A 14,764-nucleotide genomic window follows, 5' to 3' on the forward strand; every position below is an offset into this window, starting at 1 on the left:
GCTCTATTCCTCGCCGGATTCCGTTTTTTCCTCGGCTTCGGCTTCGCCTTCCACCACGGGGCTGAGGAAATTCACGGCGGCGCGCAGATCGGCAATGCGCGCGGAGGTCAGTTCAAGCTTTTCGGCAAGTTCCTCGTCCGAAGCGGCGCGCAGAGCGTCGAGCGAACGGAAACCGGCTTCCATGAGTCTGTCCACGGGAATCTCGGCCACGCTGGCCACCTGTTCCAGGCCGCGGCCGGCGGCATTGGCTTCGTGATAGCGGGATTCGGTGAAAATATCGATCTTCCAGCCGAGAAGCTTGGCGGCCAGCTTGACGTTCTGGCCCTTGCGGCCGATGGCGTTGGTGAGCTGATCGTCCGGCACGGTGACTTCCAGAAGATTGGAAGCCTCGTCCACGTTGATGCGGGAAACGATGGCCGGAGCCAGAGCGTTGCGGGCGTAGGTGGCGATGTCGGGACTCCAGACCACGATGTCTATGCGCTCGCCGTGCAGCTCCTGCACGATGTTCTGAATGCGGGAACCGCGCACGCCCACGCAGGCGCCCACGGCGTCGATGTCGCGCTCACGGGAGAGCACGGCCACCTTGGCACGGGAACCGGGATCACGGGCCACACCCATGATCTGCACGCTGCCGTCGTCCACTTCAGGCACTTCGCGGCGGAACAGCGCGGCCATGTAGTCGCGATGAGCCCGGGAAATGATGACCTGCGGACCGCGGCCTTCGCGGCGCACGTCGATGATGAGCGCCTGAATGCGGTCGTTGCGCTTGTAATGCTCTCTGGGAATCTGCTCTTCGCGGGGCAGCAGAGCTTCGGTACGACCGAGATTGATGACCCAGCCGCCCTTGTCGCGACGCTGCACCATGCCGCTCACGATTTCGCCCACACGGTCCTTGAACTCTTCGTAAATGAGTTCCTGCTCGGCGTCGCGCATGCGCTGGATGATCACCTGCTTGGCGGACTGGGCGGCGATGCGGCCGAGATCCTCCACCTTGAGGCGGAAGCCCATTTCATCGTCGATCTGAATGGAAGGATCGTGCTGACGGGCGTCCTCCAGGGAAATCTGGGTGAGGGGATCTTCCACCTCGTCCACGACGAACTTGAACTGGAACACCTCAATGTCGCCGGTGTCGTCGCTGTAATGCACTTCCACGTCCAGATCGTCGCCGTACTTGCGGGTCACGGACGTGCGCACGGCTTCTTCAAGCGTGCTGATGAGCATATCACGATCCAGCCCTCTGTCCTTGCTGATCTGTTCAATGGCTTTCTTCAGTTCCAGGCTCATGCTTGCTTACCTCCGCCTTTGCCGGCCGCCTTTTTCGCGTTCTTTCCGGCTCCGGGCTTGCTGGTGTCAGGAAAAACAGGGACGAGGCGCGCCTTTCTTACCCAGTCCCATCGAATGGAAACATCGGAAGGAGCGGGCTTTTCTCCCTCGGCGGGAGCAAGGAGCACCTCCATGACGAAAGAGTCGCCCGAAACGCTCACGAGCGGTCCCCTGAACTTGCGCCTTCCGGCGATGTCGGGATGGGGATCGGAGAGCGTCACGTCCAGCTCGCGCCCCGCATAGGGAGCAAGCTGGGAGGGCTCGAAAAACAGCCGGTCCATGCCGGGAGACGAAACTTCCAGCACCCACGCGTCGGAAAACACCTCGTCCACGTCGAGCGCCAGTCCCACCATGCGCGAAATTTCCGCGCACTGATCCACGGACACGCCTTCCAGCACGCCGTCCTCACCGCTGCCGCCTTCCGCGGCCGCGCCGGACGGAGCATCCACATACACGCGCACCACCGTGCGCCCGCCGGCCACGACCTCGATGCCCCACAGCATCAGGCCGAACGACGCGATGACAGGCTCGGCCGCCTCGCGCACGCGACGGACGAGCTGTTCAGGAGAAAGACCTTTTCCCATGTATCATACCTTATATAATAAAAAAGGGAGGCCGTCGTCAGGCCACCCTACCAGAACCGCCTTGCGCGGTGCATCAGGATGTAAGAAAGGCAAGACCCAAAATGAATCTTACCTTCCACTGCGTGAAGACGTTTTACCCGCGACGCCGGGCGTTGTCAAGAGCTCCTTCGAGGCCGCTTCCTGCACAAAAAATTTTTTGGGCCGCCCCGGAGCCGCGCCCTCAGACAAATCTCATGATAAGAGTATCGGATAAGCCTCAGTTCTTTTCGGAACGATGCTTGACCCACTTCTTCCGGCAGGCTAGGCTCTTCTTCTCGGGTCGGGGAAAAAGATACCCAATCGGCTTGGGACAGCGGACAAAAACGCCGTCCATCGGTATGGAACCCGAGTTTTTTTGTCTGTATAATCGCGCTGTTGCCACAAAGCCGAGCATACGGCGCACACCCCTGGATCCCCAGGAATTTTCAAGTTCATCAGAGGTTGCAGAGTTTATGATTCGCTTCATCAAGAAACGCGACTCTAGAATTGTCCCCTTCGACATCGCCAAGATCGACGAGGCGATCTTCCGCGCGGCCAAGGCGCAGGGAGGCACCGACCGTGCCATGTCCCGCAACCTTGCCGATCAGGTGCTCGACATGCTCGAGGCCGAAGGCGACGACACCCCTGACGTGGAACATGTGCAGGATCTGGTGGAAAAGGTTCTCATCGAAGCCGGCCATGCCCGCACGGCCAAAGCCTACATTCTCTATCGCAACGAGCGCACCCGCGTACGCGAAATGAAGACCCGGCTCATGAACACCCTGAAGGATCTTTCCTTCACCGATGCCAAGGAGCTTGATCTCAAGCGCGAAAACGCCAACATCGACGGCGACACGCCCATGGGCACCATGCTCCGCTACGGCAGCGAAGCCGCCAAGGCTTTCTACAAGAACTACCTGCTCTCGCCCGAGTACAGCCGCGCTCACGAAGAGGGCGACATCCACATTCACGACCTGGACTTTCTTTCCCTCACCACGACCTGCTGTCAGATCGACATCAAAAAGCTCTTCACGAGCGGCTTCAACACCGGTCACGGCTTTTTGCGCGAACCCAACAGCATCCAGTGCGCAAGCGCGCTCGCCTGCATCGCCATCCAGTCCAACCAGAACGACCAGCACGGCGGTCAGAGCATTCCGAACTTCGAGTACGGACTTGCCCCGGGCGTGGCCCGCAGCTTCATCAAGAACGTCGATCTCGCCCTCGACATGCGCGACGCGCCGGAAGACTTCCGCAAGGACGTGAAGGCCGCGCTTCGCAAGTATGCCTTCCCCACCGGGGAATACGCCTCCTTCCGGTCCATTCTCGACAAGGACGGCCTTGCCTTCGTGAAAGAGCAGCTCACGGCGAAACTTCCCGAAAAGGAAGCCTCCCATGTCATCGACAAGGCCGTCGCCAAGACCGACAAGGACACCTATCAGGCCATGGAGGGGCTCATTCACAACCTGAACACCATGCACAGCCGTGCCGGCGCTCAGGTGCCCTTCAGCTCCATCAACTACGGCACGGACACCACGCCCGAAGGCCGCATGGTCATCAAGAACACCCTTCTGGCTGAAGATGCCGGTCTCGGAAACGGCGAAACGCCCATCTTCCCCATCCACATCTTCAAGGTGCGCGAAGGCTACAGCTTCAACCCCGAAGACCCCAACTACGACATGTTCAAGCTGGCCTGCCGCGTGTCGGCCAAGCGCCTGTTCCCGAACTTCTCCTTCATGGATGCCCCGTTCAACGCCCCATATCTCAAGGGCGACGACCCCAACCATGAAGTCGCCTACATGGGCTGCCGCACCCGCGTCATGGCCAACCGCTACGACCCTGAACGCGAAACCACCTTCGGCCGCGGCAACCTGTCGTTCACGTCCATCAACCTGCCCCGCCTCGGTCTCAAGCATCGCGGCGACGTGGAAGGATTCTTCGAGGAACTCAACGAAAAGATCGACCTCGTGTTCGGTCAGCTGCTCGAACGCTTTGAAATTCAGAGCCACAAGCGCTGCCGCAACTACCCCTTCCTCATGGGACAGGGCATCTGGCTGGATTCCGACGAACTCGCGCCCAACGACGAAGTGGGAGAAGTGCTCAAGCACGGCACGCTGACCACGGGCTTCATCGGTCTTGCCGAATGCCTCAAGGCCCTCATCGGCGTCCATCACGGCGAATCCGAAGAAGCTCAGGAACTCGGCCTGCGCATCGTGCGCACCATCCGCGAGCGCTCCGACGCCAAGGGCGAGGAAACGGGTCTCAACTTCACCGTCATCGCCACGCCCGCCGAAGGCCTCGCCGGCCGCTTCGTCAAATACGACCGCAAGCTCTTCGGCGAGATTCCCGGCATCACCGACAGGGACTACTACACCAACTCGTTCCACATTCCGGTGTACTTCCCCATCAATGCCTTCAACAAGATCCGTCTTGAGGCTCCGTATCACGCCCTCACCAACGGCGGCCACATCAGCTATGTGGAAGTGGACGGCGATCCGCTCAACAACCTCCAGGCCTTTGAAGACATCGTCAAGGCCATGAAGGAAATGGGCATAGGCTACGGCTCCATCAACCATCCCGTCGATCGCGATCCGGTGTGCGGGTATACCGGCATCATCGGCGATGTCTGCCCCCGCTGCGGCAGACACGACGGCGAAGGCATTCCCCTCTCCGTTCTGAAACAGCTCAAGGGTTACATCCGCGACAGCCGCACCAGCGACGAAAAAAGCGAAGCCCCTGACAAAATTGCGAATATCAAACTTTAAGGAGCGTTCTCATGATCCATTGCAAGTCCGATGTGGCTGCCACCACCGATCAGATTCTCGTCGGTTCCAATGTCAAGTTCGAGCGTATCCGCCGCATTACCGGCTACCTCGTCGGCACTCTCGACCGCTTCAATGACGCCAAGGCCGCTGAAGAGCGCGACCGCGTGAAGCATTGCAGCATGGACAGCTGGAAGTAAATTCCCGCCGCATGAAAAGGAACGGGGACGGACCAAAAGGTTCGTCCCCGTTTTTTTGTCCGAAGCCGAAGAATGCCGCGCCGAAACAAGGCGCGTCAGAAACCGTCCTCATGCGCGGCATCGCCTCAACAGGCAGGACCACAAGACATATCATTCATCCGGCATTCGACCCGCTCCCGGAATCCTGCCCCGCAGCAAAGCCGTACAGACCGCATTCTTCCGGTCCTTCTGCCGAAGCTGAAGCGACATCCGTTTCCCACGTCCCGACAAGGACGCCCCGGACGCCGCAGAAGGCGCGTTTCTTCGTTTTCCTTACCCCAGATGCCGACAGTCGAACAGACGGCCTAAAAACAGAAAACGACGCGTTTTCAGACGAAGATCCCTGAGCCTTTCCAGGTTCTCTCCATTCAAGACTCGAAAATGCCGCCTTCCGCTTCCCGCTTGTTGCGGACGACCGCTCCCGAACAGAAAAACCCGCCGCCTCCGAAGAGACGACGGGTCCGACAAACGTCTGCAAAGGCGGTGCTACCGTTCCACCTGACCGTTCAGCTCATCCAGGACCGGCTTCCAGCCTGCGGCTCTGGAAGCCTCCAGGTTGATGATGCGCTGATTGCGCGAACCGCGGAAGCGAAGTTCCAGCGACTTTTCCTCCTCAACGAAGGGGCCGTCCACCAGAAGATCGAGCAGGGAAAGCAGTTCCCGGCATCCGGGCTTCGGAAGAAGCTGCTCAAAGGTGTAGCCGCTGAAGGCCATGAGATGATAGCCGCGCCTTTTCAGCTCCTCGGCCAGAGGCAGCAGAGCCGTAGCCTGCTCGAAGGGTTCGCCTCCGCTGAAGGTTATGCCGTGAACCAGAGGATCGCACTGCACTCGGGAAAGTATGTCTTCGGCCGAAACCAGCGTTCCTCCGTCGAAATCCCACGTCTGCGGATTCTGGCAGCCCTTGCAGTGCGTGCGGCAGCCCTGAAGAAAAAGCACGAAGCGGAGCCCCGGCCCATCCACGATGGACTCTTCGATAATGCCCGCCACGCGAAGCATGACATCCTTCAGTGCTTCCATGCTAATCCTTGTTCGGTTCGGGGATGACGGTCTCTTCAGTTTCCTGGGCGACCATGCCCTCCGTGTCGTCCACGCGGCCCTGAAGCCAGAAGATCATGTCCACGTCGTCGCCTTCCTTGGGCTCATAGCCTTTGACGCACACACGTTCAGGAACATAGATGATGGCATAGAGGGGGTGTTCGGGATTGCCGAAGCCCACGCCGAAACGATATATCTTCATCTGGGAATTTTCCGGGCCGAACATGAAGCTGTCGACATCAAAGATGTTGGCGCGGCACTGATACTCGCAGCAGCGATCGGTGATGTCGATGAGCGTCCTGCCCTTGAGCGGAATCTTGAGCGCAGGCACGTCAAGACGCGTCTTGTCGGGATGCTGCTTCATCCATTCCAGCGCGTGCTTTTCGTAGGCCGGACCTTCCGTCACGGTCAGCTCGTCGAGCAGCGCGCGGCGTATGCCGAAACAGAGACCGGAAAGCAGAATCTGACAGCTTTTGCCCTTGACCTCACCTTCCGCATCACGGAAAAAGAGCGGATCATAGAACCAGAACGGAGGAAAATCCTCGGTGGCCGCGAGAATTTCGCCCGCGTGATTGTCCTTCCAGGGATAGATGTCCTGAATGGTCATGGCATTGGCAAAGCCTTCCATGAACGGAGCCACGGCCACGACGGAAAGCTGGCCCTCCGGCTTGCCCGCCATGAGCACGGACGTGCGCAGAAGGGAATCGCTGGGCCAGGCCATGAGCATACGCTCCACCTCATCATCCTTCATGCTCCAAGCGGGCCGGCTGCCTCCGAGTTCCAGAGTGGTGGCAATGACGCCGTTGATGTCTTTAAGGGCAACTCCAAGGGCGAACCACTTGTCCCCCATGCTTTCAATATGCTGCATATGACGTTCCATTGAATTGATGAAGATTCAGACGCGGCCGCGTACGGCGCAAAACGGCGTCCTGCGGAAGAATAGCACAGAGGCCGCCGGCAGAACAATAGGGAAGTCTCTCCAAAAAAAATGCCGAAGGCATACGCCTGCGGCATTTTACAATATTTCCTGACAAAAAAACTACATGGAAGAGGCCCGAAGCTCAATGGCCTTTTGGACGGCCTCGCGGGAGGCCATTTCACTATCCAGAGAAACAGGCACATCCGTATAATAAATGGCTCCCGCCGAAATGTCGAACTTTGCCTGCTGATCTCGGGAGTGACGAAGAGGAGGAACCACATCGTACACCCACGGGAGGAATTCACCCAAAAACAGCCATGTGACAATGCTGAGTGCAACGAGCTTCAGCCATGCGACCTTTCTGCTGGAAGAGGAGAGAGAAATCATTTGAAATCCATGGTCCGCACCGCCGCAGGGCGGTGCGGACGACGTTCAGAGTTTCAGTTAGATGCTTGCGGTGATTTCCGGGAACACCTTGTAGAACATGATCCAGGCCATCAGGAGCGTCAGAGCCAGGTTGAAGGACTGACCGCAGACGTACAGGATGATGGGCTTGCCGCCCTTGAAGTAGCCGGCAAGTTCCTTGAAGTTGGTGGCCAGACCGATGGAGATGAAGGCCAGGGCGAAGAACCAGCCGCGCAGAGGCACGGTGATCTTGTTGGTGCCGTTGGAGATCAGGGCGTTGCCGAGATCGGCACCGAGGTTGCCGGCGATGGTGGACAGCACGATGGAAGCGGTGAGGAAGCCGATGACGAACTTGGGGAAGCGGTTCCAGATTTCCATGGGACCGACCTTCACGCCTTCTTCATGAGCTTCGACCTTGGTGGCGAAGTAGATGGCCACGCAGAAGGCGCTCACGCCGATGAGCACGTTCTGGATCATCTTGATGGTGGCAGCGACCTGCAGAGCCTTGGGACCGATGAAGGCGCCTGCGGCGGCCACGGAGCCCGTGGCGTCGATGGTGCCGCCGATCCAGGCGCCGCCGAGCACTTCAGGCATACCCACGGCCTTGATGAAGGCGGGCATGGCGATCATCATGATGGCGGTGAACACCATGGAAAGACCGACGGACAGGGTCAGCTCTTCCTTCTTGGCACGGCAGGCGGCGGCCACGGCGATGGCGGCGGAGGTGCCGCACACGGACATGTCGGCCGAAATCGTGATGTTCAGGGTCTTGGAAGGCATCTTCAGAACGGTCTGACCGAAGATGTAGGTGGAGATCAGCACGATGGGAGTGACCACCCAGGCCACGAAGATGCCGGGGATGCCGATGGCAAGAATCTTGTTGAACAGAACTTCGGCGCCGAGCAGCACGAGACCGGCCTTGATGAAGTATTCAACCTGCACGGCGGGCTTCATCCACTTGGGAGTGCCGATGGTGTTGGCCACCACCATGCCGACGATGATGGACCAAATTTCGGCATTGAGGCCGTAGGTGGCCGTGGGCTTGTAGCCGCCGAGGAAGTTGGCGAACAGGCACAGCACGTACACGCCGAGGAAGCCGATGAAGTACTGAACCACGTTGAAGCCCATGACGCCCATGCCGACGGCGGTGATCACGCCGAGGATGATGCCGAGGATGATGAAGCCGGGAATGAGGTTGGTGTCGGAACCGACCTTGGCCTTGGCCTTGGCGGCGGCGCTGTCGGCCTTCTGCCAGTCGGCGATGGCGGTTTCGGCGGCCTTGTTCAGATCGGCGTTCTGGTAGGAGGCTGCGGAAGCGGCATCCTGAGCGATCTTGGCGGCGGCCAGAGCGTCGGCGGCCGTCTTGGCGGCGGCGTCGGCGGCGGGCTTGGCCGATTCATCCATGTGCGTCACAAAGGAATCCATGGGATTCCCGGACCACTTGGCGGGAGTCTTGAGGTAGCTGATGATGGTTTTGGCGGCGGGCAGCTTGCTGCCGGCAACGGCCTTCTTCGCGGCCTGAGCCTGAATAAGCTCGATGGTTTTGATAGGCTTGGCCTTCTCAGCGGCGATGACGGCGTCATACTTGCTGAGCTGGGCTTCGATGTCGGCACGGCCATTCATCATGATGAGGCCGGAGATGATCAGGATGAAGAACCCGATCCATATCGCCCAATAGTCTTCCTTCAGCCAGAGGTCAGACCATTTTGCGCGGCCATCGTCAACGACTATGTTTTCATTAGCCATAAAAAGTCCCCTGCTTAAAAAATTAAAAACAAACTCTCCTCAAGCCCATTTGTACCTTCAATAACAAACTCATGCTCTATTGACAAGTATTTGTCCGCCGATCTTCCATTTTGTCGGAAAAAGTCCCTGCTTTTTCTCCGACTCCTCCGTCATGCAACAAAAAACCGGCGCCGATTCCCCTTGCGGGACATCGCGCCGGTCTGGTGCAGCGGCTGAAAAACAAGCCTTCGTGCAGAAAAAAACGTGCTACGCCTTTTCCGCTTCCTTCTTTTCGAGGGCTTCGGTAATCATCTTCCAGTAGTCGTCGGCGACATCGTAGCCGAATTCACATGCCTTCTCTGCGTATTCCTTGGCCTTTTCCACTTCACCGAGCTCGAAGCATGCCAGAGAAAGATTGTTCCAGGCAGGAGCAAAGGAGGGCTCCTGCTTGAGGACCATGCGGCTCATCTCCGCGCTCTTTTCATATTCGCCCTTCATGTACAGGGCGGAAGCGAAGGTGGCTCGGGCCTGCAGATAGTTCGGATCCCAGGTAAGAGCCTTGTGCAGGGCGGCAATGGCATCGTCCACTTCCCCCTTCTGCAGATGCACGAAGCCGATGTTGCCCCAGGCGACGGGGAACTTGGCGCGGCACTGCGCGGCTTCCTTGTTGTACTGCATGCAGCCGTCAAGATCGCCGCGGCGCAGGCAGAGGCCGCCGAGCTGCACGAAGGCCTCGGCCATGTGGCCGGAGTTGCGGACGGCGTTCAGGAAGCATTCCTCGGCCTCGGCGTAGTCACCGAGGGAAAGCATGGCCACACCCAGATTGTAATGGTGAATGGCACACTTGGGATCTTTTTCAATTTCTTCCTGAAGATCGTGAATATACTCGTGAATATCGGTATAGCGGTCCTTCATTGGATATGACCTTCCTTCTTTAGGAGTTCGTGATACCAGGCGGCAAACTCATAGGCGCCCAAAAATTTGTCCTGCTTGTTGACCACGCCGATGGCCGCTTCCATGGCCCCCTGAATGAACGCCTCGCCGGGATCGGACTCACCGGCAAGCTGCGCCTCGCATTTCTTGGACTTCATGAACTCCTTCATGAGCTGCTGGGCCGTGCGCTTGGTGATGTCGGTACGTATTTCAACAGGATCGTTGGGCTCGGGAAAAGGATCCCAGTTCTCATAGCCTATGCGGTCGATGAACTTGCGCCGTCTCGGAGGTATCTTCTCGTACAGGTCCCGCTTGAGCTTTTCCTCATCGGCGGTAAGCTCGCGGGGCTTTTCATTGCGCAGAAGCGAAGCGATGGACATGGCTACTCCTTCGGGGCCGGACCTACGCCGAGATAGGCGTCGTCATACTTGGTGATGAGCGCCATGGACACAGGAACGTACACGCGATGCAGTTCACGGAAGCGGGAGCCTATGGCAGCGCCGATGCGGCGGCTCATGTCGGCCAGACGATCCTGAATGCGGTCAAGAGCCACGGTGGGGTAGGCCTGTCCCTTCTTGAAGCGGCATTCCCCGCACACGTGGGCCTTGCCGTGAATGGAGGTAGGTATGCCGTAAAGACGGCAGGTGATGGGCCTGTGCTCATAGAGCAGGCAGGTGTTGTCCAGACCGAGCAGGGGGCAGCGAATGCGCTCCTTTGCGGCCTCCAGCATGATTTCCTCGTCGCTCATGCCCTGACGGGCCTGCTGAAAATAGTGATGCTTGAGACGGGCGAGCTGGCGGTCGACGTCGCCGGCGGCCTGAAGCACGGCGGAACGGCGGATGCCGAAGTCAAATTCCTTGTTGAATGCCCGGTTCAGCGCCATGGCCTCCACAAGGGAAAGATCGAAGGCCGCATGGCAGCAGCTGCTGCAGCCCGAGGAGCAGGCCACCTCTTCAGGAAACTGTTTCTTCACTCGCTCGAAAAGCTGATCTGCCTGCGCGGCAAGCTGCGCGTACTCCTGAAAAATAGCGTCCAATTCCGGGTTGGTCATCATAGTTCCCACTGAAAAACGGTTAAAAAACCGCCGGATGAGCAAAGCCCATCCGGCGGCAACAGGCTCACATGGGCCGCCGCACAGCGGCGGTACAGTCAGCTTTGCGGATGACTCCGATCATCCGCCGGCCCAGCGAAGACGCAGGACCCGGACGGCCTGAGCCGCCCTCGCCGAGGAAATCCTCGAACGTTATTCTTCTTCGATGGTGATGGCGTCGTGTTCGCAAACGCCGGTGCAGGATTCGCAGCCGAGGCATTCTTCAGCGTTGACGGGATCGCTCTTGCCGTCGTGCATTTCCCACACGGAAACGGGGCAGATGTCCACGCACTGGCCGCAGCCGACGCACTTGTCCGCATCAAAAGTAATCTTGTAGCCCATAACAGCCTCCAATGTTCGGCCGAAACGATGTTCGGCGCAAGTTAAGAATTCCGAGTTGAGCATCGGATACCTGTCTGGAGTATCCGATGCATGAGGGATAGCCTGTGCGCAACACGCTGTCAAGCGGCTTCTCCCAAAACTGCCGGCTCCGCGGCGCTACGGGGCCCGGCTTCCGAAAGGGCATGTTCCCGAAAAGGCCTGCCGCGAGGCGCCGCGAAAAGCGCGTGTTCACGCCTGAGTTCCGGCCATCGCCTCACGGTCCGCCGATCCCGAGTGACGGATCTAGTCTCTGGCATCCAGTCCCGCAGCCCTGGCCACGGCAAGCGCTGCCGCACGGGTGAACTCTCCGGCGGGCATGGCCTCGCGCTCCTCTGCGGTAAGCAGAAGCTTCGGATGGTTCACAAGCTCGGGCCGGGCCTTCACGCCGTATTCTGCGGGGAAGGCGTCCTCGAAATACATGTTCTGGAAACCGGCGAACTTCAGAGCATGAGCCGTGGAGTCGAGCACGCAGAACTCGTCCTTTTCCAGCAGACCGAGCTCATCGGCCCGCAGCATTCCGGCAAAGCTCTCGCCGCCCTGCGTGCAGGCGATGTGGCCGTGACGATTGACGAGAATCATGCCGTCCATGATGGCCTGTTCGGTCACCTGCACCACGTCGAAACGGCCGCCGAGCGCCTCGAACTTCTCCACGAGATTCCTCACGCGGGGGAAAGAAACGGGATTGCCTATCATGGCGGCCTGCGCCACGCTGGGCTGCACCTCTACGGCGTGATATTCGCGCGTTTCCTTCGGCCGGCTGTAGTATCTCCACACGGGATCGGCATGTTCGGACTGCACGCCCACGATATGGGGCAGACGCTCGATGATGCCGAGACGATGCATCTTGAGGCAGGCGGAAATCATGGAGGTGATGTTGCCGGCGTTGCCTATGGGCATGAACAGAGCCTTGTCCGCCATGTCCCAGCCGTACCACTGGGCCACTTCGTAGGCGTAGGATTCCTGTCCGAGCACCCGCCAGCTGTTCTTGGAGTTGAGCAGGGCCACGCGGTAGTGTTCGGCCAGATACTCGACGACCTTCATGCAGTCGTCGAACACGCCCGGCACTTCCAGCACCTGCGCGCCGGAGCCGAGGGGCTGGGAAAGCTGCGCGGGCGTCACCTTGCCGTGAGGCAGAAGCACCACGGTGCGTATGGGGGCGCCCACGTAGGCGCCGTACATGGCCGCCGCGGCCGACGTGTCGCCCGTGGAAGCGCATATGGTGAGCACTTCCTGCCACCCGTTCCTGCGCACGAGAGACTTGAGATAACTGTACGCTCCGGCCATGCCGCGGTCCTTGAACGAGGCGCTGGGGTTCATGCCGTCGTTCTTGTAGGCAAAGCGGCGGCCCACCTGCTTCTCAAGGGCGGCTGAGGCCTCGATGACGGGCGTGTCGCCCTCGCCGAGGTAGACGATGTCCTCTTCCTCCAGAACGGGAGCCATGAGCTCATAGAAGCGGAACACGCCGCGAAGAGCCGTGGTGCGCGTGGCGCGACGGGCGTCGAAAAGATCACGCCAGTACTGCGCGCCCCTGTCCTTCATGTCGTCGAAATCAAGATCTTCGAGAAGAAGGACTCCTCCGCAGTCGGGGCAGGTATAGAGAAGGGCGTCCACCGGATGGCGATGGCCGCAGTTCATGCATACATATTCCATGCGCGCGCGGCGCGTGGGGAAATCCTGAGACATATCACAACTCCTGAGTGATGGTCGAACATGGAACGGCAAGCATAGAATGTTTGCCGTCCGGCCGCAACCATCTTCCTTTTGCAGGAAAGAGAACAACAATGAGCTGCCGCAGGACGCGGCTAGACCTTCCTCACGGGAACGCCGGCCTTCTCCATATAGTCCTTCAGCTCCGCGATGCTGTACTGCCCGTAGTGCACGATGGAGGCCACCAGTGCGGCAGAAGCCCCGCCGCGGGTCACGGCGTCCACGAGATGCTGCGGAGCGCCCGCGCCGCCGGAGGCGATGACCGGAATGGTCACGGCGTCGCAGATCATGCGGGTGAGCTTGAGCTCGTAGCCGTCAAGCGTGCCGTCGGCGTCGATGGAATTCACGCAAAGCTCGCCCGCGCCGAGCTCTTCGCAGCGGCGGGCCCAGGCTACGGCGTCGATGCCCATGGGCCTGCGGCCGCCGTGTATGACGATTTCATAGCCGGAAGGGCAGGTTTCGCTTACAGGTACCTGCTTTACGTCCATGCCCACCACAACGGCCTGCGAGCCGAAGGCGTCGGCTCCGCGGCTGATGAGATACGGATCCTTCACGGCCGCCGAGTTGACGGACACCTTTTCCGCTCCGGCAAGAAGCACGGCGCGCATGTCCTCCACGGACGCGATGCCGCCGCCGACGGAAAACGGAATGAAGATGTTGCTCGCCACCTTCTCCACCACGTCGAGAAAGATGCCGCGGGCCTCGCAGGAGGCCGTGATGTCATAAAAGACGATCTCGTCCGCGCCTTCCTCATAATAGCGGCGCGCCGTTTCCACAGGGTCGCCGATGTCCACGTTTCCCTTGAACTTGACGCCCTTGGTCAGGCGTCCGTTGCGCACGTCGAGACAGGGAATGAGACGCTTGCTCAGATGGCTTTTTTCAGACACGGGCGGCCTCCTGGCAGTAGCGGTAGAAATTCGTCAGGATGCGAAGTCCGGGACGGCCGCTCTTTTCGGGGTGGAACTGCACGGCCCAGAGTCCGGGACGACCGTACATGGCCGTGAACTCCCTGCCGTAATGACTGGTGGCAATGACAAGCTCCTGCGCAGGCTCGGTGTAGTAGCTGTGCACGAAATAGAATCGGGCTCCGGGCTCCACGCCTTCAAGAAGCACGGAAGGACGAATCACGTCCAGCGTGTTCCAGCCCATGTGAGGGATGCGTATGGGCTCGTCCCCGTCGCGCCATTCCGGCCGGAAACGACGACATTCGCCCGGAACGATGCCGAGAGCAGCCGTGTCGTTCTCCTCGCTGCGCTCCAGAAGGATCTGGCAGCCGAGGCATATGCCGAGCAGGGGCTTGCGCATGGCGACGACCTCGCGCAGCACCTTGTCCATGCCGGTGGAAACAAGCTGATTCATGGCCTGACCGGCCGCGCCCACGCCGGGAAAGACGACGCCTTCCGCAGCAAGAATGACCGAAGGATCGGCCGTAATGTCGGCGGGTATCCCCAGAGCACGCAGCGCTCTCAAAACGCTGGTCTGGTTTCCCGCCTTGTAATCAAGAATGGCAAGCATCGGGATGACCTGTCTTAGAAGATAAGCTCTCAGAGCTAGAAACTGATGCCGGTACGAGTCCGGCCGTACATATGGGAAGGGCCGCTTCCCGTCCTGAACACCGTGGACATTTCTCCATCGACCTTGACGCT

At 59.6% G+C, this 14,764-nt stretch carries 15 protein-coding genes; 2 read left to right on the forward strand and 13 right to left on the reverse strand.

Going from position 1 to position 14,764, the window contains the following annotated elements; genetic code table 11:
• Positions 1-3: 3 nt before the first annotated feature.
• Both nusA and QZZ60_RS01935 read right to left on the reverse strand, forming a co-directional pair.
• Positions 4-1,284 (reverse strand): transcription termination factor NusA, encoded by a 1,281-nt coding sequence (gene nusA / locus QZZ60_RS01930; RefSeq protein WP_295637087.1) that lies wholly within the window; start codon positions 1,282-1,284, stop codon positions 4-6.
• Positions 1,281-1,907: a ribosome maturation factor gene (locus tag QZZ60_RS01935; RefSeq protein WP_295637090.1), complete on the reverse strand. Its 627-nt coding sequence runs from the start codon at positions 1,905-1,907 to the stop codon at positions 1,281-1,283. Before QZZ60_RS01935 ends, nusA begins: the two co-directional genes overlap by 4 nt.
• Before the next feature lie 491 nt (positions 1,908-2,398).
• On the opposite strand from QZZ60_RS01935, the gene QZZ60_RS01940 reads away from it, so the two are divergent.
• A complete protein-coding gene (locus QZZ60_RS01940) occupies positions 2,399-4,687 on the forward strand; it encodes an anaerobic ribonucleoside triphosphate reductase (RefSeq protein WP_295637093.1) in 2,289 nt (762 codons plus the stop codon).
• 11 nt (positions 4,688-4,698) lie between these two features.
• Positions 4,699-4,884 carry an anaerobic ribonucleoside-triphosphate reductase gene (gene nrdD, locus QZZ60_RS01945; protein ID WP_294445652.1) on the forward strand — a complete coding sequence of 62 codons (186 nt, stop codon included), beginning with the start codon at positions 4,699-4,701 and terminating at the stop codon, positions 4,882-4,884.
• A gap of 525 nt (positions 4,885-5,409) precedes the next feature.
• Here the strand turns inward: nrdD and nrdG are convergent.
• The 11 genes from nrdG to hisH all read right to left on the reverse strand — a co-directional run bounded on the left by nrdG (position 5,410) and on the right by hisH (position 14,633).
• Positions 5,410-5,940 (reverse strand): anaerobic ribonucleoside-triphosphate reductase activating protein, encoded by a 531-nt coding sequence (nrdG, locus tag QZZ60_RS01950; RefSeq protein ID WP_295637096.1) that lies wholly within the window; start codon positions 5,938-5,940, stop codon positions 5,410-5,412.
• 1 nt (position 5,941) lies between these two features.
• On the reverse strand, positions 5,942-6,826 hold the full coding sequence (locus QZZ60_RS01955; protein WP_295637099.1) for a hypothetical protein: 885 nt from the start codon (positions 6,824-6,826) through the stop codon (positions 5,942-5,944).
• A gap of 171 nt (positions 6,827-6,997) precedes the next feature.
• Entirely contained in the window at positions 6,998-7,264 is a 267-nt protein-coding gene (locus QZZ60_RS01960) for a hypothetical protein (RefSeq protein WP_295637102.1), read from the reverse strand.
• A gap of 57 nt (positions 7,265-7,321) precedes the next feature.
• Entirely contained in the window at positions 7,322-9,028 is a 1,707-nt protein-coding gene (locus QZZ60_RS01965; protein ID WP_295637105.1) for a putative sulfate exporter family transporter, read from the reverse strand.
• A gap of 246 nt (positions 9,029-9,274) precedes the next feature.
• On the reverse strand, positions 9,275-9,922 hold the full coding sequence (locus tag QZZ60_RS01970; RefSeq protein WP_295637109.1) for a tetratricopeptide repeat protein: 648 nt from the start codon (positions 9,920-9,922) through the stop codon (positions 9,275-9,277).
• The gene (locus tag QZZ60_RS01975) at positions 9,919-10,320 is read right to left on the reverse strand and encodes a hypothetical protein (protein ID WP_295637111.1); all 402 of its coding nucleotides are present in this window, start codon (positions 10,318-10,320) and stop codon (positions 9,919-9,921) included. Before QZZ60_RS01975 ends, QZZ60_RS01970 begins: the two co-directional genes overlap by 4 nt.
• A 2-nt stretch (positions 10,321-10,322) precedes the next feature.
• A complete protein-coding gene (locus QZZ60_RS01980) occupies positions 10,323-10,991 on the reverse strand; it encodes a YkgJ family cysteine cluster protein (protein WP_295637114.1) in 669 nt (222 codons plus the stop codon).
• A gap of 192 nt (positions 10,992-11,183) precedes the next feature.
• A complete protein-coding gene (locus QZZ60_RS01985) occupies positions 11,184-11,372 on the reverse strand; it encodes a 4Fe-4S dicluster domain-containing protein (RefSeq protein ID WP_295637117.1) in 189 nt (62 codons plus the stop codon).
• 282 nt (positions 11,373-11,654) lie between these two features.
• Positions 11,655-13,094 (reverse strand): threonine synthase, encoded by a 1,440-nt coding sequence (thrC, locus tag QZZ60_RS01990; protein ID WP_295637119.1) that lies wholly within the window; start codon positions 13,092-13,094, stop codon positions 11,655-11,657.
• Positions 13,095-13,213: 119 nt separating this feature from the next.
• Positions 13,214-14,005 (reverse strand): imidazole glycerol phosphate synthase subunit HisF, encoded by a 792-nt coding sequence (hisF, locus tag QZZ60_RS01995; protein ID WP_295637122.1) that lies wholly within the window; start codon positions 14,003-14,005, stop codon positions 13,214-13,216.
• Positions 13,998-14,633, reverse strand: coding sequence for an imidazole glycerol phosphate synthase subunit HisH (hisH, locus tag QZZ60_RS02000; protein WP_295637125.1), 636 nt, complete (start codon positions 14,631-14,633; stop codon positions 13,998-14,000). The genes hisF and hisH overlap by 8 nt, the downstream gene beginning before the upstream one ends.
• Between the last annotated feature and the right edge of the window lie 131 nt (positions 14,634-14,764).

It is taken from the genome of uncultured Mailhella sp. (genome assembly GCF_905187505.1).
Taxonomy (GTDB): Bacteria; Desulfobacterota; Desulfovibrionia; order Desulfovibrionales; family Desulfovibrionaceae; genus Mailhella.

What these genes read in the sequence shown, in the direction of transcription:
- nusA (WP_295637087.1), bottom strand. Translation starts at nt 1,284, where the DNA reads ATGAGCCTGGAACTGAAGAAAGCCATTGAACAGATCAGCAAGGACAGA.
- QZZ60_RS01935 (WP_295637090.1), bottom strand. Translation starts at nt 1,907, where the DNA reads ATGGGAAAAGGTCTTTCTCCTGAACAGCTCGTCCGTCGCGTGCGCGAG.
- QZZ60_RS01940 (WP_295637093.1), top strand. Translation starts at nt 2,399, where the DNA reads ATGATTCGCTTCATCAAGAAACGCGACTCTAGAATTGTCCCCTTCGAC.
- nrdD (WP_294445652.1), top strand. Translation starts at nt 4,699, where the DNA reads ATGATCCATTGCAAGTCCGATGTGGCTGCCACCACCGATCAGATTCTC.
- nrdG (WP_295637096.1), bottom strand. Translation starts at nt 5,940, where the DNA reads ATGGAAGCACTGAAGGATGTCATGCTTCGCGTGGCGGGCATTATCGAA.
- QZZ60_RS01955 (WP_295637099.1), bottom strand. Translation starts at nt 6,826, where the DNA reads ATGCAGCATATTGAAAGCATGGGGGACAAGTGGTTCGCCCTTGGAGTT.
- QZZ60_RS01960 (WP_295637102.1), bottom strand. Translation starts at nt 7,264, where the DNA reads ATGATTTCTCTCTCCTCTTCCAGCAGAAAGGTCGCATGGCTGAAGCTC.
- QZZ60_RS01965 (WP_295637105.1), bottom strand. Translation starts at nt 9,028, where the DNA reads ATGGCTAATGAAAACATAGTCGTTGACGATGGCCGCGCAAAATGGTCT.
- QZZ60_RS01970 (WP_295637109.1), bottom strand. Translation starts at nt 9,922, where the DNA reads ATGAAGGACCGCTATACCGATATTCACGAGTATATTCACGATCTTCAG.
- QZZ60_RS01975 (WP_295637111.1), bottom strand. Translation starts at nt 10,320, where the DNA reads ATGTCCATCGCTTCGCTTCTGCGCAATGAAAAGCCCCGCGAGCTTACC.
- QZZ60_RS01980 (WP_295637114.1), bottom strand. Translation starts at nt 10,991, where the DNA reads ATGACCAACCCGGAATTGGACGCTATTTTTCAGGAGTACGCGCAGCTT.
- QZZ60_RS01985 (WP_295637117.1), bottom strand. Translation starts at nt 11,372, where the DNA reads ATGGGCTACAAGATTACTTTTGATGCGGACAAGTGCGTCGGCTGCGGC.
- thrC (WP_295637119.1), bottom strand. Translation starts at nt 13,094, where the DNA reads ATGTCTCAGGATTTCCCCACGCGCCGCGCGCGCATGGAATATGTATGC.
- hisH (WP_295637125.1), bottom strand. Translation starts at nt 14,633, where the DNA reads ATGCTTGCCATTCTTGATTACAAGGCGGGAAACCAGACCAGCGTTTTG.